We start from the raw sequence: 26,257 nt of genomic DNA, 5'->3' as shown, positions 1-26,257 counted from the left end.
AAAACTAACTATAAATTAAAAACAATTTTATAATTTTTAATATATAATAAAGGGGAAAAATAATAATGGAAAATAACGAGGGATATGGACTCATGAACAGCCTACTGAACGTTGAAGGCAACTCTTTTTCAGCCCTATTTCAGGAATATGAGCCGCAATTATATGACATAAGGTCACACATATTGCATTTTTACGATAATATTAAAGATCGAGATTTAAGTATAATTGCAGAATCAAACCTGGAAGAGCTCTACGAGATATTTTCCGAGCTCGATGATCTGGGACATCTGGATGTTGACAGTACGATTTGTGAGTGTGTGCTTCAGGACCCGGTAATTCGAGCCTTACTTCCTGCAGTCCATTCCAATTACAGCAATTATTTTAGCCTTCATGAGACCCAGCTTGCACGAAAAATTCTTGAAAATGGAAACCCCTGGGAAGTGCTCGAATCCTTTCCCCTGTATCCAAGATATAAAAATCTGATCAATACCCATTTCCAGAATTCCTCCCGGATCAGGGTTCTGGCTTTTATAGGCTGTGGTCCCCTTCCAGTTACCCTGCTGCTATTAAGTAAACTATACGGCATTCACTGCATCGGAATAGACAAAGACCCAGAAGCAGTAGCTCTGGCAAAAAGCTGTGTAAAGCACTTTGGTCTTGAAAAAGAGATCAATATTATTGAAGGGGATGAAACTGTACTTTCAAAACTTGAATGGGGCTCTGTGCTCATAGCAGCTCTTGCTGAACCGAAATCTCGCATTTTCCAGAATCTTCATACAATAATCAAAAAGAAAAAATCCAAGAATGGTAAGCCTATTTCCGTGTGTTATCGGAGCTATACAGGCATGAGGCAACTATTCTACTGGCCTGTCCTTCCTGAGCATACCCGGGGGTTTCGGAAAATAAATGAAATACACCCTTCCTGCCGGGTTAACAACTCCCTGGTCTTCCTGGAGTGTGAATAACATCCCACAAATCGAAACTGCTTCCTTAGTTGCTGAGCTTCGGCAGATTTCTGCTGTGGTAAAGGGGTCTGGAGAGGAAGAAATTCAGGAAAATACCTCAGGCGAACTGTATACCTTATTTAAAAAGCTGGACGAACTCGCAGCCCTGGAAATAGATGAAAAGTCTATTGCTGTAGTCGTTAAAAGCCCGGATTTTGATGCTCTGATAGATTCGATTTCCCGTTTTCGGTTTATATACAATCTGAAACTTGAAAACGAAAAAGCAAGAAACCTTATTGGAAGCTCCAATCCATGGGAAACTCTCCGAAATTTTACATTTTATCCGAACTACCTGCAGCTTGCCAGGACCGAATATACAGGTTCCGGTCTGAAGCCCGGAGACTGTATTCTTTTTCTTGGCAGCGGTCCTCTACCTCTGAGTCTGATACTGCTCTGCCGCGAATACGGCCTTTTCGGAATAGGAATTGAACAGGACGGAAAAAGGGCAAGTATTTCCAGAGAGGTAATTGCCTGCCTCAGGCTTTCCGAAAGCATCAAAATAATAGAAGGAACCCACTTCAATCTGCCACTTGAAACCAGATGTGACCTTTATATGGTCGCCGCTCAGGCCGAACCCAAAAAGGAGGTGTTCGAACATCTCGCAAAAATACTTCCCGAAGGGAGTAAGGTTTCCTACCGCCTCTATGAAAAAGGTCTCCGAAGAATCCTTGAGGGGAATTCCTTCCTCGATCTGCCGCCAGGATTTGAAGAATATCTCAGGGTTCAGCCGGAACCTCCAGTTAATAATACGGTTGTATTTCTGAAACGAAGATAAAAATCTCTGGAAACTGCAGGAAAAGAGTTACAAAACCATAAATAGGTTTCAAAAACCATGATACTCAGTTCTTAAAAGATTTCATGCAGCAGACCATTCAGACATAAAGATGGACACATAATATACAGGCTACACCCAGAAGCACAAAAAGGACATCCGGGGTTCTGATTTTAGTTTTGTAATAAGATTTTTCGTACCCGCTTCCGTAGCCTCTGCAAAGCATGCTGATATAGGTTCTTTCCCCCTGCTCATAGGAGCGTATGAAAATTGAGCTCATGCTGTTTCCTACCTGCTCGAGGACCCATCTCTTCGGAACATCTTTGTTCCAGATATCAAAGAGCCTTGTCTGCTGTGCGATCCTTATCCTTTTAAGGACGGCCCAGAAAAGAAAGAGATAGCGAACCATCATGCTCAGGAGCAGGGTAAATTCCCTCGGGATGCCTATCCTATCTGCTGCTGCAACCATATCTCTCAACCGTGTAGTGGAAGATAGCAAGACGATGGATGTTATGCAGACAAGAAATTTCGCAAGCAGTGTGCTCCCAAAGGCAAGCCCCTCATAGGTTATGCTTAGACCTAAAGGCAGGTCAAGAGGGTAAAGAGTATAATTTTCTACGAAGGAAGGTCGCAGAAAAGGCTGGATAAGGGCAATTCCAAGCCCGAAAGGTAAAATTGCAAGAATACGGAGGAAAAAGTACCTTAGATCCAACCCTGCAACAAGTACAAGAACCAGCAAATAAACTTCTATGGCAAGAAGGCGAACCATATTTTTATCGTGAATCCTGGGCAGGCTAACTACATAAATAATTATAGCAAGCGCAAAGAATAATTTTACCCGAGGATCAAGCCTGTGTATGGGGCTGTTTTTATAGGATTCACGTTCAATATCAGTGAGAGTTACCATTATACATTCTCCAGTAAGAAGCCTTCTTTTTGGCTTTCACTCAAGTCCAGCGGTTTTCTGTCCCGAGCTTATGAGCTTCAGGATTTCATCTCTGGCTGCTTCGGCTGTAATCTGTATGTTTACATTGAGTCCTTCTTGCTGGAGCATTTCGAAGACTTCAGCCACTCTCGGAAGTTTTAAATGTGCTTTTCTGAGAAGTTCAGGGTCACTGAAAATAGCTTCCGGGCTTCCGTCAGCTTCAAGTTTCCCGTGATGGAGTACGAAAACCCTTTCCGCAAAATAAGGGACAACATCCACATCATGGGTTGAAAGAAGCATGGTGATCCCGAGTTCTCTGTTCATTTTAATTATAAGTTCCAGAATTCGGGCTGAACTCAACGGGTCAAGCCCTGCTGTGGGTTCGTCAAGCACAATAACTTCCGGGCGCATGGCAAGAATGCCTGCGATTGCCACAAGTTTCTTCTGTCCTCCGCTCAGATGGTGCGGAGCCCTCTCTTCAAAACCCGTAAGTCCCACCATTTCCAGAGCTTCTTTAACCCTGGTTTCTACCTCTACTCTGGACAGGCCCATATTGATCGGTCCAAAAGCTATGTCTTCTTCAACACTCGGAGCAAGCACCTGGTCATCAGGATCCTGAAAAACTATTCCTACAGCCTCCCTGCACATCCGGACATTCTTTTTAGTAATTTTTTCTCCCTTTACCAGGACTTCTCCAGAAAGAGGGCGTAAGATCCCGTTAAGGTGCTTAAAAAGGGTGGACTTTCCTGCTCCGTTAGCCCCAAGCACTGCAACTCTTTCTCCCCTGTGGACCTTCAGGTTTATTTTATCAAGGGTGTTAGTCTCCAGGTGAGGGTATCTGTGGCAGAGATCTCTTACTTCAAGGATGGGGGTACCGGTTATTTTAGAAGAATTGCCTGCTTTTTCAGGAATTGCCTCTGTTTTAAGATTCCTCCTGCTTGCCATTTCTTCAAGGATATTTTTTGCTTCATCGGAGTTGTGTGGGGGATTCGAGATGCTCATACTTGAAAACGTCCTGTAAGGAGACCACTACTGACCTTATAATATACCTTTTTTAAAAATAATGTCACAGCTAATGAAGTTATCTTTTTTATGTGTTATGGGTTGTACTTTCCGTTTTGAAGTGTATGTTCATTGCTTAAATTATCTTTAAAGGTTAGTGGATTAAGCTAGTTTGAGAGATAATTATACGCTAGTTTGAGAGATAATTATATGCTAGTTTGAGAGATAATTATATGCTAGTTTGAGAGATAATTATACGCTAGTTTGAGAGATAATTATACGCTAGTTTGAGAGATAATTATACAAATCTTCCCCGCATCTTTTGCTGTGATGCAGCGGGTCATTCTTCACATAGATATGGACTATTTTTATGCAGCCATCGAGGAACGGGAAAAGCCGGAACTTCGTGGAAAAGCAGTTGTAGTCTGCATGCTCTCCGGGCGAAGCGAACTCAGCGGATCTGTAAGCACATGTAATTACATTGCGCGAGAGTTTGGAATCAGAGCAGGAATGCCCTGTTCAAAGGCTAAGAACCTTAATCCTGAAGCCGTATTTCTGCCTGCCAGGAAGGATTTTTACACCTCGGTTTCAGATAGAATCATGGAAATTCTCCGAAACTATGCAGACCCCGGAGAAAATGGAGATTCCTTTGAGCAGATAAGTATTGATGAGGCTTTCCTTGAAATTACCGACAGGACAGAGGGAGACTTTAACCTTGCTTTTGAACTCGAGATGCAGATAAAGAAAGAAATAAAAGAAAAGGAGAACCTGACCTGCTCTATAGGAATAGGACCAAATAAGCTAATTGCCAAGATGGCTTCCTCCGCAAAAAAACCTGATGGGATTACAGTCGTGAGCCCCGAAAATCTGGAAGGTTTTCTCTGGCCGTTGAAAGTGTCCAAACTCTGGGGGATCGGAGATGTAACTGCAAAAAAATTGCAGGAAATGGGCATAGTTACGGTAAAGGACCTTGCAGAACATGATGTTATCAAACTTATTTCCACCTTTGGAAAAGCCCGGGGAACGTGGCTTAAACAAGCTGCGACAGGACTTGATGAATCCCCCCTTAAGGAAAGGGAAGGCTCAGAACAGATCGGGAGGATTGCAACACTGCCTGAAGATACTCTGGATCAGGAACTTATCATTCCACTGCTGGAAAGGCTTGCAGGAGACGTTATTGAAAAACTGAATTCAAGGGAACTCTCCTTCAAGGTTGTAACCTTTACAGCCATAAACTCAAATTTCAGGATGTATACCAGGAGCCGCACACTTAACCATACCGTTTCTTCAAAGGAAGCCCTTCTTGAAGCAACCAGAGAAATCCTGAGCGAATTCCTTTCGGAAAACAGAACTGAACTCCGGCGTGTGGGGGTAAAGGTAGGAGGGCTCCAGAAAAAAAAGGGTCAAAAAAGCCTTTTTGATTATTAAGCCTGAATGCTGTATTGTGCATATGTTTGGGATTAGGTCTACCTCATTATTTGTGTTATTTAGATCCTGTGTTTACCTGGTTGTTTGTACAAGCCAGGAGATTTATCAGGCGAGTTAATGTTTACTCAATTACACATTTATAGTACTCCAGTTAACCACATAATTTATATTTATAATTAGTATATAAACAACATTTGCCGCAGTTAAAAATATTTTAATGATTTAATCCTTTTTATTGTTAACCCCAAAGAGAATTTTTTCATAAAATTTATCAAACAAGAAATGTAATAATAATATGGGTAATAGTTCGAAATTTCTTCCATAACCTGAATTTCGGTCCCATTTTTGAAAGAGGCTATTATTTTATGTAGATCAGCCCTACATGCGGATTTCTTCAGAAAAGTACTTTATCTGAAATTCGCAAAAAATGGCGAAAGAATTATAAAGTGGGTAAGGAAGGACGACTGCATAAGGACGGTTAGGAGAGGGACAATATGATCAAAAAACCGTTTACAATCCAATTTCCGGAAAATCCAGTCAGCGGATTTAGCTGGGACATTGCAACCAGTAACGGCTTACAGATAATGAGGGACATGTTTGTCCCTGAAGATGAGGAAAAGACCGAAAGCATGGGATACCATGTATGGGATATTCAGGTGACTTGCCAGGGAAGTCAAAAGATAAAAGGCACATACAGGAGGGGAAACCAGATAGCAAGCTGTTTTGAAATCAATATTGATGCCGAATAATACATTTTACAGGCCACAGAATCCGGAGCCCTGGCAAGGTCACCTTCTCTGGTAAAAGTCCATCCGCCCTGCCTTGCCGTGGACTCACTTTATACATTATCTGCTTTTTTCCCCGAATTGCGATTCTGGATCACAGGAAATCGGAGGTCTTCAGGGAGTTGCACTGCACAGGACATGAAAAAATAGGAGCTGTAAGTCAAGCCGCCAGGAATAATGTCAAGAAATTAATTAACTGTGGACAGCCTGAAAATTTAACACTGGATTAACACTTACAGAAATTTCACAAGCGGGCAGACCTCTATACAGGCTCCGCAGTGAATACAGCTCTCCCTGATCCAAGCTCTTTTTTCTTTCATTTGAATTGCGTTGTGCTCACAGTGTCCTACACAGACTCCACAACCCTGGCAGAGAACAGCTCTTCTTACCGAGAACTCGACCATTCGCATGAGCTTTTTCAGGGTTTTTTCGTTTTCACTTCTTCCATTCACATTTCCGGAAGCAAAGACCTGGGCTCTCGACTCCCCCAGAGTGACAGAGGCAGCCCCTTCGATGAAGGAAGCTTTCCCTACAGGATAGAGCATTCCGCTTTCTTCAAGAGATTCAAGATCTATCGCCTGACCGAAACTTCCATCCGCAGAAATCCCTCCTGCTTTGCAGGGCCTGTATCCTGTAGCAACTTCAAAATGGAGCTCTCCGGGAGTTTCCTGGGAAGGGAGCAGGGAAATTCCCTTTCTATCCGCAAGCTCCTGAAGTACCTTTGGGTAGCGTTTGTAGCGCCATAAGCCATATTTTACCCATTCGGGAGAAAGCCCCATCCTTTCTGCGTAAGCCAGGAGGTGGGTGTTGAGTTTTTGTGCAAGTTCAGGGTGACTTTCTTCAAGCAGGAAAAAGTCGGATAGGGATGAAGAAGGACAGAGCCAGCATCCCATCCGGTCATACCCTTTCTCATAAGCCGGATTATAGGGAGCTTTTGTTCTGAAGATGTAAAGCCAGACATGCAGAGCTGTCCATTCCTGTATTGGAGACGCTCCAACCTGATTTCCTACCCAGGGGTTTTTCCAGACCTTATTACTGATGGAGCGGGCATGGGATTCGTACTGGCGCTGTCCTATGAAGCTCAGGCAGCCCCCCTCATAATATTCATCAATCAGCCTGGCAATGGGTCCCAGTTTACAGATCTTACAACACCAGCGCGTATCCATTGTCGGAGGCCCGAAAACTCCTATGGACTCCCAGAAAGAATCGCCCGAACTCGCTGTCCGGAGGGTTTTTCCGTAATATTCTGCAACTTTTTTGACGTTTTCAAGGGTTTCCGGAAACTCAATCCCTGTATCTGCAAACATCAATTCATAATCGTCCAGAGTTTCATCCACAAGCTGCAGCACTGCAAGGCTGTCTTTGCCCCCGGAATAAGATACGCTGACTTTCAGGTCCATACTTCCGGAAACGTTTCTTATGAAAGAATGAGCCATCCCTATCATTGAGTCAAGGATTTTCTCATTGGCTTTTACGGCATCATCCCAGCTCTTTCCCGAGGGAAGGGTTTTTGCAGCCACGGGTTCTGCACTCCAGCGTGGTTTTACTGCATTCCCACGCTTTTCATTAATCATTTCCCTGCCTGTCAGCCGGGCTCTTCCGCAGCAAACTACCTCACCTGAAGGGATAAGGACAACAACCTCGTCCTCTTTTTCGATTTCCGGGTCTGCATCAAGGACTCCGGGAGCAAGAATACTTGCCCCTTTTTTCAGGATAAAAGGCATAATTTCCGGCTCGATAACCACCCATTTTTTAAGTTCTTTCCGGTCCCTGCCCTGAAAAAGCCGCCGTGCTCCTTCAAGCCTGGGGAGCAGGACCCATGTGCAGTTTTCTATTTCAAACCTGATAGATGCAAGGACTTCCCCGTCCACTATAATTTCATCCATCCGGTCTTCATAAGGGGCTTTGTTAAGCACCACAAGGTGCCCTTCGGGGATAAGGGGAGCATTGAACTGTTTTTCAGAAACGGAATTTATGCGTTTTATATCATAATCAAAAGCCGGACGAATATCGCCGGGAGGAGTGACCTCAACTTTTTTTGCTCTATTGCCGCACCCACACTTTTTTCCGAGCACAGGCACATTGCAGGCATCGCACCAGTGCAGGAGCATTTTGCCAAGGTATACTGGTTTGGACATGTCATGCAGATTGAGCGAGGTTCACCTTTAAAAGGCTTTGGCTCAAGCTTTTTAAAAAAAAGCTTGACCAAAAATTTTTGTGGAAGGTTTTAGCTTTTCCTATGAAAAAGTTTTAATATCGAATTTATTTTGCAGCCGTGGCAGGACTTATGTATTTGAACTGGAAAAGTAGCGTTAAACCATTAAATGTCTAAAATATAAATATAAACTATGATGTTTACTGTATTTGATTTCATACATCGGGTGCGTAAATATTAGGGGGTAATTTAAGATGGTCTCCTGTCACTATTTATTATATGCATAATCAGGATTATGATAAAGAAATGACGAAGAAAGCGATATAAAGTAGTTGGTATGATTTTTTCATCATGATAATTTCACCATAATAAATTTTAGCTTGGATAAATTCATTTACTCTGGAAGTTTAATGATTCATGTATCATAATTTCTGCAGTGATAATTCAGTGCAGTGTTTTTACCCTTCAATATCATCTAGACCTATAATCAAAACTTTCTCATTTGTTTCAAGCTCATTTTTTATCCTGATTGCATCCTTTTCCAGAACACAATTCGTCCCCACAACCCAGTCTGGTGACCCATTTCCAAAATGGATATAACACACGACTGCCTTTTTCAACTGAAGATTATATTTTTCCAGCATCGTAAGAAAATTCTCATCTGGGACAAATTCTTCAGATAACATAATTATGTTATAATTTCCTTTTTTGAGTTCAACTACAGAAGTCCAGTTTTCATCTTTCCTCAATTCATTTATTTTATCTTCATCTACTTTTATGTAGTACATTCCTCGCCCAATATTAGAATTGTAGTCTATGGTATAATTCACAGGTATGTTGTAATTTTCAAGAATGGCTTGAACTTCCGGCTCAGTAGTTTCATTTTCAAATTGAATAAGTAAACCAGCTACCTTAACTTCTTGAGATTGCATCATCAGTACTAAGAAAGTCAGAGAAACAATAAAAACAACTACGACTTTGCTAATTTTATTCATATCAATCACCGAAAAAAATGAGGAGTATTAACTCCTCACATATATACGGTTAATTTCAGAACCAGAGGCTTCAACCGTTTGTATATCAGATCCACCAGGCTACAGATTACCAATTGCCAGCAATCCGGTTATCCAGGTCCTTCATTACTTATTCCTGAGTTTCCATCCTCCATAAAGGCAAGTCAAGATCCCCACCCGAAGCCTGGAGTAGAGTTACTTTTGCTCGATTCGTTTTCACCTGAGCTACTACCATTATCAGATTCAAAATCACTGTTGTCTGAATTATTTAATTCGACAGCATTTTGTTCTTCAGATGATAAATTAGTTTTTTCAGTTTCGACATCTTCAGTTACGTTGGAAGTTGTCTCTGTGATTTGGGCAGTCATATCAGAATCTGTAAGAGGTACAATTACAACTCCAGTAGGATGGATTCCTGCATTTACCGTAGCCACAACAGTGTCTGTGGCTGTGTCAATTACAGAGACATTGCTGCTTCTGGAATTTGTCACATATACTTTTTTTCCATCTGGTGTGACTGCAATTCCCATAGGTTGTTCTCCAACGGGCACGTTGGCTATTACATTATCTGTGGCTGTGTCAATTACAGAGACGCTACTGCTATTAAAGTTCACTAAGTATACCCTATTTCCATTTGGGTTGATTACAATTTTACGAAAAGAAGTTCCTACAGGTATAGTGGCTATTACATTATTCGTAGCTGTGTCAATTACAGAAACAGTGTTATTGTTAGCTACATATACTTTATTTCCATCAGAAGTGACTGCAACACGACCAGGTAAGCTTCCTACAGGCACAGTGGTTATTACAGTATCCGTGGCTGTGTCAATTACAGAGACAGTGTTGCTGTCATAGTTAGGTACGTATACCTTTTTTCCGTCCGGTGTGACTACACCTTCATAAGGACTGTCTCCTACAGATATATTGGCTGTAATTTTGTTTGTAGCTGCATCAATTGCATAAATAGTGTTGTTGAAAGTGTTTGTAGCGTAGATTTTTTTCCCATCCGGTGTAAATGCAACATCATAAGTACTCGGTCCCACAATAATCGGTGCCATTAAAGTGTTTGTCGCTGGATTAATTACAAAAATATCGGTGTAGTCATGCTGTTTCGTCACATAAACTCTTGTTCCTGCAGGGTTAAATGTAATTTCCGAAGGATAACTACTTCCTAAATTAATTTTTGCACTAACCGTGTTTGTGGCTGTGTCAATTACATAAACAGTGGAGGCGTCCATAGGTGAGTCCACCACATATACCTTTGTTCCTGCAGGGTTGACTGCAACTCCTACAGGCCATCCTCCGCCGAGAGGCACTCTGGCTGTAACATTGTTAGTTGCTGTGTCAATTACAGCGACATTAGGAGTAGGAACAGTACCATTATAATTCGTATCGTAATAATAACCTCTCTGATCATAATCTCCCATAGTTGTCACATATGCAAATGGAGCCGCACCTGCTATACCAGCGAATATTAAAATCGTAAGTGAAGTTATTCCCAAAACTTTTATGAGAGTGTGCTCTTGATATTTTTTATTAGATATTGCTGCAAATGTGAATGGAATAGAAAAGGTGTCGATATGTATTGTTGAGATAGTTTTACTTTTCATCTTTTTCCCCAAGCAGTGTTTGTCTTCATACCAGTGCCATTATCAAAAAATTTGGACGTAGAATATTTTCCTAAAATCTTCATCAATTTAAGTCAATCTCAGGATAAAACAAACGAGTTATAAGACGAAATAATTACAGGTGAAACAGTTACATATAATTTTCAGGCAGGCTCTTAGGTCGTGGGGTCATATGGAGGATAAAGGTAACTAAGCTGTACAGTAAAGACATTTTCGTTTTGCTCAAGCTCATTTTTTATCCTCATCGCTTCTTCTTTCGGAATCCAATACGTCAGGGGTCCATCACTATAAAGAAAACGAATATCACACCAGGTAAACTTTTTCACCCCTATATCATATTTTTCCAGTATTGCAAGAAATTTTTCGTCATGGATCGCTTGTTCAGAGACCGGAAGAACGTAATAATCTCCTTTTCGGGTAACATCAGCAGGAGAAGATATAGTCCAATCTTTTTTATCTTCCTTCATCTCGTTTACAAGTTCGCGTCTTATGTCACTCCAATTATCTTTGTCCGCCACTATGTAATATTTTTCCGGAGAAGTAGTATCGTATGTCATTCTATAGTTCCGAATCATGTTGTAGTTTTGAAGAATGGCTTTTACTTCTGATTCAGAAATTCCAGCTTTAAATTGAATAGCCATACCAGCGACTTGCGATTCAGGATCTGGTGTTTTCGTATCCTCTACTGGCACTTTTACAAATAACCCCCAAAGCGCTACAAGAGTTAGAAATACAACCTCAGTTTGACAGTACCCACTAATTGGTACTGAATATTTCCCTTCTTTTTTGGTTCAATCGGGCTTGACAAGTCCTATAAATTTATAAAAATTTATTATATATTCTATGTAATTTCATTCCTTTTTGCTACTATCAAGCTATTGATCCAGTCAAAATTCGCAAAAATATGGTTTTTGACACCATTTATCTTGAACTTGATTGTAAGTGTCAAATTCTTCAAGCTTTTTTTAATGAATTTTGTAGACGTGTGTTTTAGCTCTTCAACTTCATATCGCATCAGCGATATGAATAATTGGGCGATAAACCCAAGGATAATGGCCCCATAAATGCTATCTTCCGACCACACCCTTAATGGCTTAATCTGAATTTCATTTTTCAATGAATGAAATATTTTCTCAATAGAATCCTTTTTTCTGTATGTTATCAATGCATCTTCAAGTGTCAAATGCCTGTTTGATTTCAGACAGAAAAATCCTTCTCTTCCATTAATCAGTGAAGCTTTTAGGAGTTCTACAGCTTCCTCGTCACTAAGCTCTTCTAGCTTAGTTCTAAAAGAGTAATCAATCTCGATCAACTCATTATTTACTCTGAATTTCTTAGGAAGCTTTTTGTTGTTTATGATGGCCTTCTGAATCTCTTTTGCTTCCTTTAATTTCCTCATAACAGCTCTTGCTTTTGATTCTAATTGCCTTTTCTGTAGAGCTTCAGAGAAATAGAAATATTTAATGCTGCTAGGCTTGACTATTTTTATCCCATATATACCTTTTTTGGAATCTATCAGTTCTGCTCTTTCCAGATCAAATTTCTCAATTATTTTATCGTCACTCGTATTCAGTTTCATGGAAGTGAGATAGTCCATCTCAGCATCCTGTATAATATCGATATTATCTTTGGTATTAGCTCCTTTATCAAAAACAATAAGAGAGCCTTTTTTAAGTCTACTTTTCACCTGGTTATAAGTGTCAGAAAAGTGCTCAAGATCAAGAACGTTTCCTTTATTCACTGTAACTCCAATAGGTATGTTAATGGGGTTAGCTAATTCACTAATTCCAACAGTTATCTGCAGCTTATCAGGCCTGTGATCTCTGCTATACCCGTATTTACCAAGGTTGGATTTAGTCCCATAAAGGACTATACTCGTCCAATCCAGGTTTATATCCGTCTCTTCAAAACCATATACAGAAAATAGAGAATCCAGAATATCAGAGAGAATTTCCTCTCTGTTACGTCCTAAGAGTTCAAGAGTTCTGTAAAGAACTCTTTCATGAAACCTTTCAAGATTCAATATCTCGAGAATTTCTTCCTGATTTAACCATTTGCCAGCTTCTTTGATACTAAAATTTTCAGTCAGCTTGTAGCTTAGCAAACCGATCAGCAAACTATTGAGATCAAGACCCTTGTTTTTATGTTTGCCAAAAATATCACAGAAATTAAGCTTTTCATAAAAGAGTTGGACGGCAAGAATCGATCCGATAGGAACACATATATTCTTGTTAGGAATTGTAGGGAATGCTCTCTGTTTTGTGATGTTCATTTGACCGAATAACACAAAACAAAGAGCACTTATTTTTATCTAACTGTCAAAGTCAGGATACAATAAAAATAGCGATTTCCTTATTGATTTTGCTCATATCAACCACTCAAAAATATGGGTTTTTAATCCCGTTTATATGCATTTAATTTCAGAACCAGAGGCTTCAACAGTTTGTGTATCCGATCCAACAGGCTACAGATTACCAATTGCCAGCAATCCGGTTATCCAGGGCCTTCATTACTTTTTCCCGAGTTTCCATCTTCCATACAGGCAGGTCAAGCTCCCCAATAATCCGAAGCCTGGAGCAGAGTTATTTTTGCTCGATTCATTTTCACCCGAGCTATTACCACTATCGGGTTCTGAATTATTATTGTTTGAGTTATTGAGTTTGATATCGTTTATTTTTTCAGAGGATGATAAATTAATTTCTTCAACTCCTATATCTTCAGTTGAACTGGGGGTTGCCCTTATACTTTGATCAGTCATATCATAATCTGCAAGATGCCCAATGACAACTCCGACAGGATAGTTTATATTATATTTTCCTGCATTCACAGTAGCTGTAACTTTGTTTGTGGCTGTGTCAATTATAGAGACATTGTCGCTTTTGGCGTTTGTCACATATACCTTATTTCCATCTGGAGTGACTGCAACTCCTAAAGGCTTAATTCCTACAGGAACGGTGGCTGTAACTTTGTTTGTTGCTGTGTCAATAACAGAAACATTGTTGCTCCGTTTATTTGTCACATATACCTTATTTCCATCTAGAGTGACTGCAACGCCACATGGACCGTCTCCTACCGGCGCAGTGGCTATAACTTTGTTTGTAGTCACATCAATTACAGATAAGTCGTTGCTGCCTGTATTGGTTATATACACCTTATTTCCATCAGGACTGATTGCAACATCAGTAGGATAGTCTCCTACAGGTACAGTGGCTGTAACTTTGTTTGTAGCCGCATCAAGCACAGAAGTAGTGTTATTGCGGCTGTTAGTAGCATAGATTTTTTCCCCATCCGGTGTAAATGCAACGTTATAAGTACTCAACCCCACATTAACCGTGCTCACTACACTGTTTGTGGCTGTGCCAATTATAGAGACATTGTTGCTGTCATTATCCACCACACTGTAGCGATTCGTCACGTAAACCCTTGTTCCTGTCGGATCGACTGCAACCTCCCGAGGATATCCTCCTACATCCACCACAGCTTCAACCTTATTTGTCGCAGTGTCAATTACAGAGACAGTGGTGCTTGTGCCTGACAAGTCCGCCACATACACCTTTGTTCCTGCAGGGTTGATTGCAACTCCAAAGGGCCAGCCTTCTACAGGTACCACGGCTGTAAGATTGTCAGTTGCTGTGTCAATTACAAAGACAGTGCCAGTGTCGACTCCAAGACTCGTAACATATGCAAATGGGTCTGCACCTGCTACACCAGCCAATATTAAAATCGCAAGTGCAGTTATTCCCAAAGCTTTTATAACGGTATTTTCTTTGTGTGCTTTGTTAGACATTGCCACAAATGGGAATGGAATAGAAAATGTGTCAATATTTATTGTTGATATAATTTTACTTTTCATCTTTTTTCACCAAGCAGTATATACCTTTCATGCCAGTGTTATTATCAAAAAATTTGGACTTTGGATATTTTTCTAAAATCTTCATTAATTTAAGTCAATTTCAAGATAAAAAAATGAGTTGCAAGACGAAATAATTTTCAGGGTAAAAATATTTTTTACCGTCTAATTCGCTGTTTAATTAGTATTTTGTATCTTGATTTAACAAATATATTAAAAAGTAATGAGAATCTCGATAAATCCCGCTTTTTGGTTGATTATATAAAATGTATATGCAGCCTTTGAAGCTAGAAGTTTATCGAAATCTCTGATAAATTTTAGTGTACATATATGCGTTTAGTTTCTTTCAAAATATGGTGCATCAGCTGCTATAAAACTTATCATGTGCGCATTGGCATGCTTAAAAGCTTCCTCAGCAGTTACAGAATAATCTTTTTCTTCCTGTGAACTTACAGCTGGTATCAATGCCATACAAACCAGCAATATTGTTAAAATTAGCGTTCCAATTCCAATTTTGTTTTTAATCATATTTTTTCTCCTGTTTAACACCCAGGAGGCAGAATCAGGCAGGCTTAAATATATGCAAAGCTAACCTAATTATGCCTCAGAACACATGTTTTATGGAGTTCGGCTGAACCTGGAAAGTACATTCCAACTCCATAAATTACTCTTTGTTACTCATTATAAACTTTCTGTGCAGGTTATCAAACAATCTGAAAGGACGTTGGATTTATGAATATATTTCTCAGGCTTAGTACTTAAATAAGACAAATTTTGAGACTGTTGTAAGAATAGTTATATATAACGCAAGTGATTTCTTAAACTTAAAAAATAGAAAATGTTGGTTTTAAGGAAGATACAAATCGTTCAGTCGCATTCGAAAAAAACCTTAAAACATATTACAAAACGACAGGTTCGTTTTTTGCCTCTTTTAATAGTACCTTTGAGAGTTACCTTCTATTACCCCGGTAGTTCACCTTCTTCTGGTTTTTTCCCTTTTCATTGTGCTGTAGTCTTTTTCCGTCCATTCCCGGTTCAAAAAAACTTTGACATCAAGGACGAATTTGAAACACAATGCTCTGAAAAAGTGCATTCTGAACAGAATTTTTCTTCTTTTTTCTCAGGCATGAATCCGGCTTTTATTTTTTCCACACGCCTGCAGATTTTTAAAACTTCTCTGCGGTCCGAACTTCGGATAGTTACTTTCCGGAGCAGGCCGAAACTTACGTATTCAACAAAGGCAAAGGGCACCTCCCCTCCGGCCTCGGCTTCAAGCAGAAGGACCAACGATGTGGCGTGCATCCGGTCAGATGCCCACACGCCCTGGAGAGGGCAGTTTCCAGGTTTCATAATCGATGGAACATTCCTGCCCTCAAAACAGACAAGTTTGGACGGGACACCCTTCAGGTTAAGTTTTTCAGATGAAAGAAATGGCTCGGTTTTAACAGGTGTAAGTGCCGCAAGCATAGGGTCTTTTCCGTATTCTTCAAGCCCTCTAAGAAGGTTAGCCGCGATTTCAGGGATTTTAGCTCTTGCCCGCGCCTTCCCTTCTTCAAGGACTTCCTTTTCAATACATGCGAATTCTGCTGGGAACATAAGCGGGAGGTCCTCACATGCATGGAGAAAAGCAGTTTCAAGTTCTTTGCACAGGTTATCGGCGTTTAACGAACATTCCTTCATAATATCAGGAAAAGTCAGAGAAAGCTCTTTCATGAGCATTCTTTCAAGCCTTGAAGCGTTTATTTCCGGGAACAACTCAAAACCACGACTGACAAAGTATACGCGCCGCGGGCAATTGATATACAGGAGAAGATCAGAAACGCTTATCTCAGGATTCCGTGAATCTGCAGGCATTACATATTAAGTCCTTTTACACATAATATAAATTTTTTGCATAAGATCCCACTCTTGCCTGATAGTAAAACTCCTGCGACAATTGACGAACTCGCATTCGTTAAATATATAAGGGAACGTTTCCTCTTAGATTAAGTAAGTCATGACATCCAACGATTCCTCAGAAAATCTGCGCAACCGTCTGGCAGAAAAAATGGCTGGAGATATCACACTCTCTGAAAAACCCGGAGAGTCACTGAAGAAGTGGAGATTAAACTTTGAGATATCCCAGACCGATATTGCAAATTACCTTAAGGTTTCTCCTTCTGTTATCAGTGATTACGAAAGCGGGAGGCGAAAGTCCCCAGGGACAATGATCGTACGGAAGATCGTGGAATCCCTGCTTGAAGTTGATCTCGAGCGGGGAGGCAAAAAGATTCACACCTACGAATCGATACTTAACGCTGAAAACAGTTCAAAGTCCATCTACTCAACCTATGAGTATACTCTCCCGATACAGCTTGCTAAACTGGTTAACCTTATTGAAGGCGATATTGTCTACAAAGGAATTGAGAAGCCTCTATATGGTTTTTCTGTCATCGACAGTCAACGGGCAGTCCTGGAACTTTCCTCCCACGAATTCCAGAAGCTCTATGGTTGGAGTACGGATAGAGCCATGATCTTTACGAAAGTCAGTACCGGAAAATCCCCCCTGGTAGCTATCCGGGTCACCAACCTGAAACCCGGAGCTGTTGTGCTCCACGGGCTCCGTAAAGAAGAGGTTGAACCTGTTGCAATCAAGATGGCGGAAGTAGACCGTGTACCCCTGGTCACAACTACAATGGATCTCGAGCAGATTGTGCAATTACTGAAAAAATACAGTCAATACTATGCAAGGGAATGACCCCTGAAAGATGCCCTAAACACTCAAAAACAGGTGAACACATGACTATTGGAATTGTATCATACGGTGCTTATGTCCCGAGATACCGTATAAAAATTGAAGAAATCGCCCGGCTCTGGGGTGATGACGCAGAGGCTCTTAAAAATGGCCTCATGGTGTACGAAAAATCCGTACCTGATGTCGATGAAGACGCAGCAACAATTGCAGTTGAAGCGGCAAGATACGCAATGGCAAGAAGCGGCGTAGATCCCTCCAGAATAGGCGCAGTGTACACAGGTTCAGAAAGTCATCCCTATGCTGTAAAACCAACAAGCACTATAGTAGCCCAGGCTATCGGCGCAACCCCCGAAATGACTGCAGCAGACTTTGAGTTTGCATGTAAGGCAGGAACAGCTGCAGTCCAGGCATGTATGGGAATGGTGGGTTCCGGAATGATTGACCTTGGCCTGGCTATAGGAGCTGATGTTTCCCAGGGTGCCCCCAGTGATGCCCTTGAATACACTGCCGCAGCAGGAGGAGTTGCCTGTCTCATCGGAAGAAAAGAATCAGAACTTGCCGCAATCATTGAAGATACATACTCATTTACAACAGATACTCCTGACTTCTGGAGAAGAGAAGGAATGCCTTACCCCGAGCACGGAGGACGTTTTACTGGAGAGCCCGGGTACTTCAAACATGTGACAAACGGCGCAAAAGGTCTTCTTAAGAAACTCGGGACAAAGCCTGAAGATTATGATTATGCAGTATTCCACCAGCCAAACGGGAAGTTCCCGAGCAAAGCTGCAAAGATGCTGGGATTCACAAAAGCCCAGATTACTCCGGGACTTGTAGTTCCAAAAATAGGGAATACATATTCAGGATCCTGCCTTATGGGAATCGCTGCAACTCTTGACCAGGCAAAGCCCGGGGACAGAATTTTTGCAACCGCTTTTGGATCCGGTGCAGGGTCTGATGCCTTCAGCATAACAGTTACAGACAGAATTGAAGAAATCCGAAATATGGCTCCGACGGTTTCCGAACTTATAAAGGATCCTATATACATCGACTACGCAAAGTATGCCAGACATAAAGGCAAAATCCGTCTGGCCTGAAAACGGGGTGAATACATGAGAGACGTAGCAATTATCGGAATAAAGAATACAAAATTTGGGGAACTCTGGGAGCGTTCCCTGAGAGACATAGTCGTAGAAGCCGGAATCGGAGCGATTGAAGATACAAGTGTAAGTGGAAAAGATATCGATGCTCTTTATGTAGGAAACATGAGTGGAGGCCGATTTGTTGATCAGGAGCACATCGGTGCCCTTATAGCAGACTATTCAGGACTTTCGAGAAACCTTCATGTTCCAGCTACCAGAGTGGAGGCTGCCTGTGCATCCGGAGGGCTTGCCCTGCGCCAGGCTATAATGTCCGTGGCTTCAGGCTACAGTGATATCGTAGTCGCGGCAGGAGCAGAAAAGATGACTGATGTCGGATCTGAAGAGGCATCTTCAGCTCTTGCAGCAGCTGCTGACCGGGAATGGGAAGGCATGGCAGGAGCAACCTTCCCCGGGCTTTATGCAATGATTGCAAAGCTGCACATGCACAGGTATGGAACTACAAGCGAACAGCTTGCAGAAGTAGCCGTTAAGAACCACAAAAACGGGTGTTTCAACCCTATTGCCCAGTACAAAAATGGAATTACCGTGGACGACGTACTGAACTCAATAATGGTAGCCGACCCGTTACATATTTTTGACTGTTCTCCCATAACAGACGGAGCGTCTGCACTTGTTCTGGCTCCTGCAGACGTTGCCCACAAATATACTGATACTCCCATTTACATTAAGGCAACAGCACAGGCAAGTGACACACTTGCCCTTCATGACAGAAGAGACATCACAACTCTGGACGCAACCGTGATGGCTGCAAAGAGGGCATATTCCATGGCAAAATTGAAGCCTGAAGACATCGACCTCGTAGAGGTGCATGACTGCTTTACCATTGCCGAAATCTGCGCAATTGAAGACCTCGGATTTGCCGAGAAAGGGAAAGGCGGAATTGTCACAGAAAATGGGGAAACTGAGATTGGAGGTCGAATCCCTGTCAACACATCCGGTGGACTGAAAGCCTGCGGACATCCCGTAGGAGCAACCGGCATAAAGCAGGCTGTGGAAATTGCAACCCAGCTGCGTGGAGATGCGGGAAAACGCCAGGTTGCAGGGGCTGAGTATGGAATGACCCACAATGTAGGAGGGTCAGGAGCGACCGCAGTAATACATATTTTCTCGAGGGAGAGGTGATATTCGATGTCTTCTGTACCAAGATTCTGGAGAAACCTCGGTAGCAGGTATAACCTTGAAGGGACCCACTGCAAGGAATGTGGGGAATATTTCTATCCCCCGCGCAATGTTTGCGTAAACTGCAGGCGCATGGGTGAACTCGAACCATTCAAATTCAAAGGCACCGGCGAAATAGTAACCTATACATTGATTCACACGGCTGCGGAAGGTTTTGAAAACCAGGCTCCCTATACCCTTGCAATTATTAAACTGGATGAAGGGCCCCAGCTGACCTCCCAGGTGATTGGCGACCCTGATAAAATCCAGATTGGAACGCGGGTTAAGTCCGTGTTCAGGAAGCTAGGGGAAGACGGCGATCGCGGCATGATTTACTACGGCACTAAATTCATCCCTGCAGATGCCTGAGAGGGTCCGGATTCTTCCGGTTCCGTTAATAATTAATTAAAATAAGGATTTCCGGGGTCTTCCGGATCAAATTGGAGATGTCTGCAAACTATGATTGAAGTGGAAGTTAAAGTAAGAGCGGATCATTCAAAGGTCCGCTCCGTCCTTCAGAAATTAGGGGCAATAAAAATAGGGATTGAAAATCAGTCAGATTCTTATTTTGCAGCTCCTCACAGGGATTTTGCAAAAACTGACGAGGCGCTCAGGATTCGTTCCCTGGACGGCAAGGCTGTGCTGACCTATAAAGGCCCTAAACTTGACAAAGTCTCCAAAACCCGGGAAGAACTCGAAACTTCTGTAGATGAAGCAACTACTGCAAAAATACTTCGTGCCCTTGGATTCTCGGAAGCCGGGATGGTCCGCAAAAAAAGGGAAGTATTCAAAGCAGGGGAGATAACTGTCTGCCTTGACGCCGTCGAAGGACTGGGAGAATTCCTGGAAGTAGAAATCATAGCTGAAGATGAAAAAGATCTCGACATTTCAAGGGAAAAGCTGTTTGAATTACTAAAACAGTTTGGCGCCGGAGAAAAAGACTCCATCCGGACTTCTTATCTTGAAATGGTACTGAATAAAAAAAATTAAAAAACTATAGAATTAATTTCAGTAATTATCCCGACTATTTTTTATTGATACTAAAATGGGCCTTGGGACAAAATCAATAAATTATTCATGCCCGCGTCATGTACGGACATGAAAACAACTGGCAAGTTTTAATTTAGATTTTAATTTAATTTTAATTTAGATTTTAATTTACTCTTAATTATTACCTTATTCTGGAGCCAGGCTTTATGTCTTTGTCCGGCATCAGGGCTGCTACAATAGCTCCGCCATCATCGGCTGCAAGCATCATGCCATTTGACTCAACTCCACAGAGTTTGACAGGTTTCAGGTTAGCAAGTATGACTACATTTTTCCCGATAAGCTCTTCGGGAGTGTAATACGAAGCCATGCCTGCTACAAGCTGCCTGGGTTTTTCTTCTCCGATATCCACTTCAACACGCAGGAGCTTTTTTGACTTCTTTATAGGTTCGACAAGAAGGACTTTTCCTACTCTGATGTCAAGCTTTGCAAAGTCTTCATAATTGATCATGGGAAGAGTTTCGATTTGCCCATTTTCTTCAGTTTTTGCTGCGTCTTTGGCTTTTTCGGCTGGTTTTGCCTCTTCTGCAGGGCCCATTCCATCTGACTTTGAAGGCTCCTTTTCGCTTCCCTTTGCCGCAATTTTCTTTGCATCTGCAGCTTTTACCCTCTGATTTGCGATCTCTTCCATCTCCCCGATCCTGTCGTCTTCAAGTTTGGTAAAGAGGAGCTCAGGCTTTGCAAGCTTTGTGCCTGCCTTCAGGGGCACAAGGGCTTCTTCGTACTGCACAGCATGGATATCACTTTCCTGTCCGAGCCCTTTCCAGGCTGTTTCCATGGTCTGCGAGAGCACGGGTTCAAAGATAATACTCAGGGCTTTTGCCAGGTGGAGGCAATTGTAGAGGACCTGTCCACAAGCGGCTCGGTCTTCTTTTATAAGTCTCCAGGGCTCGTGGGACTGGAAGTAAATATTCCCGAAAGACGCAAGAGCCATGGCAGAATCAACCGCTTTTTTGAACTCATACTCAGCCATTGCAGCTTTTACTTCATTTATTACCTTTTCAATTTCCGCACTTATTTCAGGTTCCAGTTTCCCTTCAGGGACTTCTCCATAGTTCTTAAAAGCAAAGAGCATGGTCCTGTACAGGAAGTTTCCGAAAACCGCCACCAGTTCGGTATTGATCTTTTCCTGAAGCACGCGCCAGGAAAAGTTCAGTTCCTTAGTATGGGAGGTGTAGCTTGCAAGGTAATATCTCAGGAGGTCGGGGTGGAAGCCGTGGTCAAGATAATCTTCCCCTACCCAGACCACATAACCTCTGGTCTTGGAAAACTTCTTTTCTTCGATCTTGACCATACCTGAAGCCACAACGGCGGTAGGCACGGAATAGTCTGCACCTTTAAGCATGGCAGGCCAGAAAATACAATGGTGGTAGGTAATGTCCCCTCCAATAAAGTGAACTATTTCTCCGTCCTCTTTCCAGAATTTTTCCCAGGAATCCCCTGTCTTTGCAGCCCATTCCTCAGTGAAAGCCATGTATCCTATAGGGGCATCCACCCAGACATAAACCACAAGGTCTTCATGCCCCGGGAATTTAACTCCCCATTCAAGGTTTCTTGTGATACACCAGTCCGTAAGCCCCTGCTTTACCCAGCCAAGTGCGTAATTTATAGCATTAGTTGTACCTCCCAGGTCATTTGAGAGGTAATCCATCAGATAGTCGCTGAACTCGGAAAGTTTGAAAAAGAAGTGTTCCTGCTGACGGTACTCTGCAGGCCCTCCGCAGATAGTACATACAGGGTTCAGAAGCTCTCCAGGTTCGAGGTGTTTTCCGCATCCCTGGTCACATTCATCGCCTCTGGCTGTTTCTCCGCAGTGAGGGCAGGCTCCTTCCACATAGCGGTCAGGAAGGAAGCGGTTACACTTCGGGCAGTAAGCGATTTCTATAATTTTCGGGTATACATAGCCCTTTTCAATCAGCCGGTTTACAATCTGCATGGTCCGGTGATGATTTTCAGGGTCATCGGTTGTCCCAAAAGCGTCAAAGTAAACTCCAAGCTGCTTGAAAGTTTCATCAAAGTGTTTATGATAGACTTCTACCAGTTCTTTAGGGGTAATCCCGAGCTCTTCGGCGTTTACGACGATTGGGGTGCCATGGGTATCCGAACCGCAAACAAAGGCAACCTCCCTTCCTTCCTTCCGCAGGGAGCGGGCAAAAATATCAGCGGGCACATAGGTCCGGAGATGCCCGATATGGGCCTTTCCGTTGGCATAGGGCAGGCCACAGGTGACAAGTACGGGTTTACTGGATGAGTTTGACATTCTTATCTCCATATAATTTTATAAGTGTATCTCTTCTGGATGACTGCAATTCTGAAATATATTTCGCTTATTGTGTTTACAAGAGAACTTATTTGAGGGATAGTTGATAATCATATATAAAGAGGGGTGGAATGTAGAGAAACATAAATAGTTGCTCTGACAATTCAGATCTGTTGAATTGATCCTTTTACTTGCAGGGTTGAATTCTTCTTAAGATCCTTTTATTTGCAGGCTTCTTAAAATATATTTCTGATAATTTCCCGACCAGGAGAATTTGTCTGACCTCTTAAATGGAGTTTTCAGCAGTGAAAAAGCATAGACTGGAAATTAAAGAAACAAATCCAAGAAATGTGGTCCTGTAAAATATGAATGATGAAAATGTAAACTCAGAAGGTATGGATTCAAAAAACACGAGATGCGGTCCTGTAAAATATGAATGATGAAAATGTAAACTCAGAAGGTATGGATTCAAAAAACACGAGTCCAGGAGAGGCATCTGGAGACGACCTTTCGAGAAGTAGTGCTTCCAATAAAAAAGAGACTATTATCCCTGAAGGGGGTATTTCAGAAAGTACTATTAAGGTAAATTCATCAAATTCCGATGCTACTCCTGAAAGAAAGGCGGCGGAAAAAACGGATTCTCAGGAACTTTCTCCCCGGGACCCGGATAATAAAATTATTGAAAAAGAGAGTTTAAGCATGAATTCAGGCTCTTCTCCTTCCCTACAGAAAAAGAAACGCAGTGACACGTCCTACGTTGTAGTCTTACTGGCTCTGGTTACTGTCATTATAATCAGTATGGCTGCTATCTTCTACGGGCTCGGCTTCGGAGGAAATTTTGGGGCTTCCGAAGAGATAGCAGTAATTTATGTGCAGGGCACCATGCTCACTGGAAATGTTCCTGCAGGGCTCGGCTATGCAACTTCGGAAGAAATTTCAGAAAACATTCACTCTGCTGTAGCGGATGAAAACGTCAAGGCAATCGTACTCAGGATAAATAGTGGAGGAGGGTCTCCCGCAGCCGCTCAGGAAATATCAATAGAGATCAAGAAAGCCCAGGAACAGGGTGTCCCAGTTATTGTTTCCATGGGAGACCTGGGAGCCAGCGCTGCCTATTATATCTCTGCACCAGCAGATTACATATTTGCAAATCCCTCCACAAATACGGGATCTATTGGAGTTATCTGGACCTTTGAGAATAAGTCTTCTTACTACGAAAAGGAAGGTATAGATTATTACATTTCAAAGTCAGGAGAATTCAAAGATATGGGAGGGTCCTCAAGAGGGCTTACGGACGAAGAAAAAGAATACGCTGATAGCGTTGTCATGGAGAGCTATGAAAACTTTGTAACCCAGATTGCAGAAGGGCGTAATATGAAACGGAGTGAAGTAAAAAAGCTTGCTGACGGGCGCATATATACTGGATCCAGAGCAAAAGAGCTTGGGCTTGTGGACGACTTTGGAAACCTCTATGATGCAATTGATAAGGCTGCAGAAATGGGGAATATACAGGGTGAACCAAGGGTTGTGTATATGAACAGGGCAAGCCTTTCAAGTTTACTTCTCGGTTCGGATTCTGGCAATTCCGGAGAGGACACCAGTCAATTTGTCAATTATTTTGAGAAAAGCCCCTACGGCAAGATTCTCGCCTATATGAGCTAATTCCTGGACTTCCTCTCTTTCCTTTATTCCGTAATATTTTTTTATTTATTCAGTTTTCGGTTTTTTTCTGTTTTTTAGAACAGGCTTACAGCCTGAAAATAGCAAAATATATATTAGCTAACATGCAGGATATCTCGGGCTTAACATGCTGGAACTCAAATTTGTACGTAATAACCCCGACATAGTTGGGCGTGCCCTTATTAACAGGAATATGGGCACCGAGCTTATAGATAGCCTTCTTGAATATGACGTGGCCTGGAGGAAATGTAGCGCCGAGGGCGATAGCCTGAAGCATAAACGCAATGTGGTCACCCGCGAGATAGCGCAGCTTAAGAAGGAAAAGAAGGACACTGTATCCAAAATAAATGAGATGCAGGGCATCAATAATCGTATTAAAGAAATTGATGAGAAGATACGAGAATATAAATCAAAGATAAATGAGATAATGCTCAGCATCCCCAATATCCCATCTGAGATGACGCCTGTAGGCAAGGATGAGAATGACAATCCGGTCTTAAGGGTAGTTGGAGAACCGAGAGAATTTACTTTCACTCCAAAGCCTCACTGGGAGATAGGGGAGGCACTGGATATACTTGACTTTGAGAGAGGAGCAAAGATAGCAGGTCAGGGCTTTACAGTCTATAAAGGCATGGGTGCGAAGCTTGAAAGAGCGCTCATAAACTTCATGCTTGATGTACACACAGACCAGGGTTATCTCGAAGTTTTCCCACCTGTGCTTATCAATGAAAAAGCCATGACCGGCACTGGGCAGTTGCCAAAGTTCAAAGATGACATGTATGTATGCAGCGCTGACGGCTATTATCTTGCACCTACCGCAGAAGTCCCGGTGACCAACCTCTTCATGGACGAGTATATGGAAAATCTGCCGGTATTCCTTACAGCGTATACCGCCTGCTTCAGGCGTGAGGCGGGAAAACATGGTCAAGATACAAGAGGCATCATCCGCCAGCACCAGTTCAATAAGGTTGAACTTGTCAAGTTCGTGAAACCGGAAACATCTTATGAAGAACTGGAAAAACTCACCCTCGATGCTGAGGAGATTCTCAAACTCCTGAAAATACCGTATCGCGTCGTAAGCCTTTGCACTGGTGACCTTGGATTCTCAGCAGCCAAGACTTACGACATCGAGGTATGGGTACCCGCACAGAAAAAGTACCGGGAGATATCCTCGTGCTCGAACTTCGAGAACTTCCAGGCCAGGAGAGCAAACATCCGTTTCAGAACCCCTGAAGGCCCGCAGTTCGTCCACACGCTTAACGGTTCAGGACTTGCTGTCGGCAGGACCGTCGTTGCGATACTGGAGAACTACCAGCGTGAGGATGGAAGTGTGGAGATTCCGGAAGTTCTCAGACCGTATCTGGGAGGAGCCAAAGAAATCAGCAAAATTTGAAAATCAGTAAATTTGATTCTGTGGATTACTTCAAAAACTCTATGGCACAATTGACAGGACCACAGAACTGGAGGAAACACAGGACGTGCAAGGAGTTTTGTATATGAGCAGGCGTGCCTCTCAAGATTGCTTCTCGATTCAGAGAAAAAAAAATAAAATGAGAAAGCCGGCAGCTCGTCAATTACTTTGAGGAAAGCCCTTCCGGGCAAATCCTTGCTTGTCTAAAGAAATTAAGCGACATTCAAGGGTAACTATGTATTCAT

The 26,257-nt window shown here is 42.3% G+C and carries 20 protein-coding genes and 2 pseudogenes; 11 read left to right on the top strand and 11 right to left on the bottom strand.

All coding sequences use genetic code 11. The annotated features are described in order from the left end of the window. Positions 1 to 65: 65 nt before the first annotated feature. Together MSWH1_RS01945 and MSWH1_RS01940 are read left to right on the top strand one after the other, a co-directional pair. Positions 66 to 965, top strand: coding sequence for a nicotianamine synthase family protein (locus MSWH1_RS01945; protein ID WP_231585535.1), 900 nt, complete (start codon positions 66 to 68; stop codon positions 963 to 965). Continuing rightward, positions 907 to 1,779, top strand: a complete 873-nt coding sequence (locus tag MSWH1_RS01940; RefSeq protein ID WP_231585534.1) for a nicotianamine synthase family protein — start codon at positions 907 to 909, stop codon at positions 1,777 to 1,779. Before MSWH1_RS01945 ends, MSWH1_RS01940 begins: the two co-directional genes overlap by 59 nt. A 97-nt stretch (positions 1,780 to 1,876) precedes the next feature. On the opposite strand, the gene cbiQ is transcribed toward MSWH1_RS01940, so the two are convergent. Then, a complete protein-coding gene (cbiQ, locus tag MSWH1_RS01935) occupies positions 1,877 to 2,683 on the bottom strand; it encodes a cobalt ECF transporter T component CbiQ (protein ID WP_048125590.1) in 807 nt (268 codons plus the stop codon). Between the two features lie 36 nt (positions 2,684 to 2,719). Continuing rightward, on the bottom strand, positions 2,720 to 3,703 hold the full coding sequence (locus MSWH1_RS01930; RefSeq protein WP_048125589.1) for an energy-coupling factor ABC transporter ATP-binding protein: 984 nt from the start codon (positions 3,701 to 3,703) through the stop codon (positions 2,720 to 2,722). A gap of 327 nt (positions 3,704 to 4,030) precedes the next feature. Here MSWH1_RS01930 and dinB point away from each other — a divergent pair, with 327 nt between their 5' ends. Beyond that, positions 4,031 to 5,131 carry a DNA polymerase IV gene (gene dinB, locus MSWH1_RS01925; RefSeq protein ID WP_082087999.1) on the top strand — a complete coding sequence of 367 codons (1,101 nt, stop codon included), beginning with the start codon at positions 4,031 to 4,033 and terminating at the stop codon, positions 5,129 to 5,131. Positions 5,132 to 5,625: 494 nt separating this feature from the next. Beyond that, positions 5,626 to 5,880: a protease inhibitor I42 family protein gene (locus tag MSWH1_RS01920; RefSeq protein WP_048125585.1), complete on the top strand. Its 255-nt coding sequence runs from the start codon at positions 5,626 to 5,628 to the stop codon at positions 5,878 to 5,880. Between the two features lie 269 nt (positions 5,881 to 6,149). On the opposite strand, the gene MSWH1_RS01915 is transcribed toward MSWH1_RS01920, so the two are convergent. From MSWH1_RS01915 to MSWH1_RS01880, 8 genes and pseudogenes are all read right to left on the bottom strand, one after another. Next, a complete protein-coding gene (locus MSWH1_RS01915; RefSeq protein WP_048125583.1) occupies positions 6,150 to 8,054 on the bottom strand; it encodes a phosphoadenosine phosphosulfate reductase family protein in 1,905 nt (634 codons plus the stop codon). Positions 8,055 to 8,529: 475 nt separating this feature from the next. Beyond that, positions 8,530 to 9,066 carry a UPF0228 family protein gene (locus tag MSWH1_RS01910; protein WP_048125581.1) on the bottom strand — a complete coding sequence of 179 codons (537 nt, stop codon included), beginning with the start codon at positions 9,064 to 9,066 and terminating at the stop codon, positions 8,530 to 8,532. 144 nt (positions 9,067 to 9,210) lie between these two features. Beyond that, positions 9,211 to 10,694, bottom strand: a pseudogene (locus tag MSWH1_RS01905) (YncE family protein). A 173-nt stretch (positions 10,695 to 10,867) separates the two neighbouring features. Next, positions 10,868 to 11,404 carry a UPF0228 family protein gene (locus tag MSWH1_RS01900; protein ID WP_231591863.1) on the bottom strand — a complete coding sequence of 179 codons (537 nt, stop codon included), beginning with the start codon at positions 11,402 to 11,404 and terminating at the stop codon, positions 10,868 to 10,870. A gap of 149 nt (positions 11,405 to 11,553) precedes the next feature. Continuing rightward, entirely contained in the window at positions 11,554 to 12,984 is a 1,431-nt protein-coding gene (locus MSWH1_RS01895) for an IS4 family transposase (RefSeq protein WP_048130170.1), read from the bottom strand. A 237-nt stretch (positions 12,985 to 13,221) separates the two neighbouring features. Further along, entirely contained in the window at positions 13,222 to 14,499 is a 1,278-nt protein-coding gene (locus tag MSWH1_RS01890; protein WP_048130169.1) for a beta-propeller fold lactonase family protein, read from the bottom strand. Positions 14,500 to 14,907: 408 nt separating this feature from the next. Further along, positions 14,908 to 15,090, bottom strand: a pseudogene (locus tag MSWH1_RS01885) (GTPase - sulfate adenylate transferase subunit 1); the annotation flags it as partial. A 507-nt stretch (positions 15,091 to 15,597) separates the two neighbouring features. Further along, positions 15,598 to 16,416: a Dna2/Cas4 domain-containing protein gene (locus MSWH1_RS01880; RefSeq protein WP_048125575.1), complete on the bottom strand. Its 819-nt coding sequence runs from the start codon at positions 16,414 to 16,416 to the stop codon at positions 15,598 to 15,600. Between the two features lie 142 nt (positions 16,417 to 16,558). Between MSWH1_RS01880 and MSWH1_RS01875 the strand changes: the two genes are divergently transcribed. From MSWH1_RS01875 to cyaB, 5 genes are all read left to right on the top strand, one after another. Continuing rightward, a complete protein-coding gene (locus MSWH1_RS01875; protein ID WP_048125573.1) occupies positions 16,559 to 17,299 on the top strand; it encodes a helix-turn-helix domain-containing protein in 741 nt (246 codons plus the stop codon). Positions 17,300 to 17,340: 41 nt separating this feature from the next. Then, positions 17,341 to 18,390 (top strand): hydroxymethylglutaryl-CoA synthase, encoded by a 1,050-nt coding sequence (locus tag MSWH1_RS01870; RefSeq protein WP_048130168.1) that lies wholly within the window; start codon positions 17,341 to 17,343, stop codon positions 18,388 to 18,390. A gap of 15 nt (positions 18,391 to 18,405) precedes the next feature. Beyond that, positions 18,406 to 19,578, top strand: a complete 1,173-nt coding sequence (locus tag MSWH1_RS01865) for a thiolase domain-containing protein (protein ID WP_048125571.1) — start codon at positions 18,406 to 18,408, stop codon at positions 19,576 to 19,578. A 6-nt stretch (positions 19,579 to 19,584) separates the two neighbouring features. Beyond that, on the top strand, positions 19,585 to 19,983 hold the full coding sequence (locus MSWH1_RS01860) for a Zn-ribbon domain-containing OB-fold protein (protein ID WP_048125569.1): 399 nt from the start codon (positions 19,585 to 19,587) through the stop codon (positions 19,981 to 19,983). Positions 19,984 to 20,073: 90 nt separating this feature from the next. Beyond that, a complete protein-coding gene (gene cyaB / locus MSWH1_RS01855) occupies positions 20,074 to 20,604 on the top strand; it encodes a class IV adenylate cyclase (RefSeq protein WP_048125567.1) in 531 nt (176 codons plus the stop codon). Between the two features lie 181 nt (positions 20,605 to 20,785). Here cyaB and metG read toward each other — a convergent pair whose 3' ends face one another. Continuing rightward, on the bottom strand, positions 20,786 to 22,921 hold the full coding sequence (metG, locus tag MSWH1_RS01850; RefSeq protein ID WP_048125565.1) for a methionine--tRNA ligase: 2,136 nt from the start codon (positions 22,919 to 22,921) through the stop codon (positions 20,786 to 20,788). 432 nt (positions 22,922 to 23,353) lie between these two features. Here metG and sppA point away from each other — a divergent pair, with 432 nt between their 5' ends. Beyond that, a complete protein-coding gene (sppA, locus tag MSWH1_RS01845) occupies positions 23,354 to 24,583 on the top strand; it encodes a signal peptide peptidase SppA (RefSeq protein WP_048125563.1) in 1,230 nt (409 codons plus the stop codon). Positions 24,584 to 24,728: 145 nt separating this feature from the next. Further along, entirely contained in the window at positions 24,729 to 25,994 is a 1,266-nt protein-coding gene (gene serS, locus MSWH1_RS01840) for a serine--tRNA ligase (RefSeq protein WP_048125561.1), read from the top strand. The last annotated feature ends 263 nt before the right edge of the window (positions 25,995 to 26,257 follow it).

The organism is Methanosarcina sp. WH1, assembly GCF_000970005.1.
Lineage (GTDB): Archaea > Halobacteriota > Methanosarcinia > Methanosarcinales > Methanosarcinaceae > Methanosarcina.
Note: the sequence above shows the minus strand (reverse complement) of the source record. Positions and strands in the feature narration are given on the sequence as shown.

Coding starts and splice junctions, on each gene's coding strand:
- MSWH1_RS01945 (WP_231585535.1), top strand. CDS start 66: ATGGAAAATAACGAGGGATATGGACTCATGAACAGCCTACTGAACGTT.
- MSWH1_RS01940 (WP_231585534.1), top strand. CDS start 907: ATGAAATACACCCTTCCTGCCGGGTTAACAACTCCCTGGTCTTCCTGG.
- cbiQ (WP_048125590.1), bottom strand. CDS start 2,683: ATGGTAACTCTCACTGATATTGAACGTGAATCCTATAAAAACAGCCCC.
- MSWH1_RS01930 (WP_048125589.1), bottom strand. CDS start 3,703: ATGAGCATCTCGAATCCCCCACACAACTCCGATGAAGCAAAAAATATC.
- MSWH1_RS01920 (WP_048125585.1), top strand. CDS start 5,626: ATGATCAAAAAACCGTTTACAATCCAATTTCCGGAAAATCCAGTCAGC.
- MSWH1_RS01915 (WP_048125583.1), bottom strand. CDS start 8,054: ATGTCCAAACCAGTATACCTTGGCAAAATGCTCCTGCACTGGTGCGAT.
- MSWH1_RS01910 (WP_048125581.1), bottom strand. CDS start 9,066: ATGAATAAAATTAGCAAAGTCGTAGTTGTTTTTATTGTTTCTCTGACT.
- MSWH1_RS01895 (WP_048130170.1), bottom strand. CDS start 12,984: ATGAACATCACAAAACAGAGAGCATTCCCTACAATTCCTAACAAGAAT.
- MSWH1_RS01890 (WP_048130169.1), bottom strand. CDS start 14,499: ATGTCTAACAAAGCACACAAAGAAAATACCGTTATAAAAGCTTTGGGA.
- MSWH1_RS01880 (WP_048125575.1), bottom strand. CDS start 16,416: ATGCCTGCAGATTCACGGAATCCTGAGATAAGCGTTTCTGATCTTCTC.
- MSWH1_RS01875 (WP_048125573.1), top strand. CDS start 16,559: ATGACATCCAACGATTCCTCAGAAAATCTGCGCAACCGTCTGGCAGAA.
- MSWH1_RS01870 (WP_048130168.1), top strand. CDS start 17,341: ATGACTATTGGAATTGTATCATACGGTGCTTATGTCCCGAGATACCGT.
- MSWH1_RS01865 (WP_048125571.1), top strand. CDS start 18,406: ATGAGAGACGTAGCAATTATCGGAATAAAGAATACAAAATTTGGGGAA.
- MSWH1_RS01860 (WP_048125569.1), top strand. CDS start 19,585: ATGTCTTCTGTACCAAGATTCTGGAGAAACCTCGGTAGCAGGTATAAC.
- cyaB (WP_048125567.1), top strand. CDS start 20,074: ATGATTGAAGTGGAAGTTAAAGTAAGAGCGGATCATTCAAAGGTCCGC.
- metG (WP_048125565.1), bottom strand. CDS start 22,921: ATGTCAAACTCATCCAGTAAACCCGTACTTGTCACCTGTGGCCTGCCC.
- sppA (WP_048125563.1), top strand. CDS start 23,354: ATGAATGATGAAAATGTAAACTCAGAAGGTATGGATTCAAAAAACACG.
- serS (WP_048125561.1), top strand. CDS start 24,729: ATGCTGGAACTCAAATTTGTACGTAATAACCCCGACATAGTTGGGCGT.